At 70.5% G+C, this 1,426-nt stretch carries 2 protein-coding genes and 1 pseudogene; all 3 read left to right on the top strand.

Annotated features, from left to right (window positions below; all coding sequences use genetic code 11):
* Window positions 1-3 precede the first annotated feature (3 nt).
* Window positions 4-216, top strand: a pseudogene (locus HTZ82_RS33105) (Rieske 2Fe-2S domain-containing protein); the annotation flags it as partial.
* Between the two features lie 27 nt (window positions 217-243).
* The gene (locus tag HTZ82_RS20190; protein WP_254711995.1) at window positions 244-909 is read left to right on the top strand and encodes a hypothetical protein; all 666 of its coding nucleotides are present in this window, start codon (window positions 244-246) and stop codon (window positions 907-909) included.
* A 36-nt stretch (window positions 910-945) separates the two neighbouring features.
* Window positions 946-1,426 (top strand): Rieske 2Fe-2S domain-containing protein (locus HTZ82_RS33100; RefSeq protein ID WP_375540838.1); only part of this gene is annotated, 481 nt, incomplete at its 3' end.

The raw sequence follows: 1,426 nt of genomic DNA, 5'->3' as shown, positions 1-1,426 counted from the left end.
CCGGTGTGTCTGTCGGCGGATCTGAAGCCGGGGTCGGTGGTGGGTGCGGGTTTTCTGGGTGGTCGTGTGGTGGCGTTTCGTGGTGAGGGTGGTGGGCCGGCGCGGGTGGTGAGTGCGTACTGCGTGCATCTGGGGGCGGACTTGTCGGTGGGGGAGGTCGTGGGGGAGCAGTTGCGGTGCCGTTTCCATGGGTGGCGGTATGGCGGGGACGGGCGGTGTGCGGCGACGGGGATCGGTGATCCGGTGCCGTCGCGTGCGCGGTTGTTCCGGTTCCCGACGGTGGAGCGGTACGGGATCGTGTGGGCGTTCAACGGCGAGGAGCCGCTCTTCGACCTGCCCGACCTGCCCCACCCCGAGGACGAGCTCGTCGTCCGCCGGTCGATGCTCGACGAGATGCCCGTCGAGCCCTGGCTGGTCCAGGCCCACACCATGGACCTGCAACACCTGTCCCTGCCCCACGAGTTCGAGCTCGCCGAGGACCCCAACGACTCCGTGCGCGTCGGGACGTACTCCGTCGGCTTCGATCTGCGCGCCCGGCTGCGCGGCGACGCCGACTTCGACGTCCGCGTGGACATCCACGGCACCAACATCTTCTGGCAGACCGGCACCCTCGACGGCCGCTGGTTCTTCTGGATCGCCCCGCTCGGCATCCCCGGCCCCGGCCGCTCCCGCGCCACCTTCGTGTTCGGCGCGCGCCGCGAGGACGGCGAGGACACCGTGGCGGCCGAGGCGTTCCTCGACCGGGCGTTCTCCGTGATGATGAACCTCTTCGACGACGACACACCGGTCCTCGGCACCATCCGCTTCCGGCCGGGCCTGCTCACCCGCAGCGACCGCACTCTCGACCGGTACCTCCAGTACGTCCGGAACTACCCGCGCGCCAACCCCGCGCGCGACTTCCTCGTCTGAGCCGTCCCGTCCCGCCTCATACCGCTGGGAGCAGCGATGACCATGACCGGCCGTTCCACGTCGACGACCCCGCTCACCCGGCCCCTCGGCCGGCCGGTCCCGGGCGAGGGGGAGGGGGGTGTGTTCAGTCAGAGCTGGTTCCCGGTGTGTCTGTCGGCGGATCTGAAGCCGGGGTCGGTGGTGGGTGCGGGTTTTCTGGGTGGTCGTGTGGTGGCGTTTCGTGGTGAGGGTGGTGGGCCGGCGCGGGTGGTGAGTGCGTACTGCGTGCATCTGGGGGCGGACTTGTCGGTGGGGGAGGTCGTGGGGGAGCAGTTGCGGTGCCGTTTCCATGGGTGGCGGTATGGCGGGGACGGGCGGTGTGCGGCGACGGGGATCGGTGATCCGGTGCCGTCGCGTGCGCGGTTGTTCCGGTTCCCGACGGTGGAGCGGTACGGGATCGTGTGGGCGTTCAACGGCGAGGAGCCGCTCTTCGACCTGCCCGACCTGCCCCACCCCGAGGACGAGCTCGTCGTCCGCC

Origin of the sequence: Streptomyces sp. TRM64462 (genome assembly GCF_013362995.1) — a bacterium.
Classification (GTDB): Bacteria; Actinomycetota; Actinomycetes; order Streptomycetales; family Streptomycetaceae; genus Streptomyces.
The sequence above is the reverse complement of the archived record's forward strand: the minus strand, read 5'-3'. Positions and strand labels throughout refer to the sequence as shown.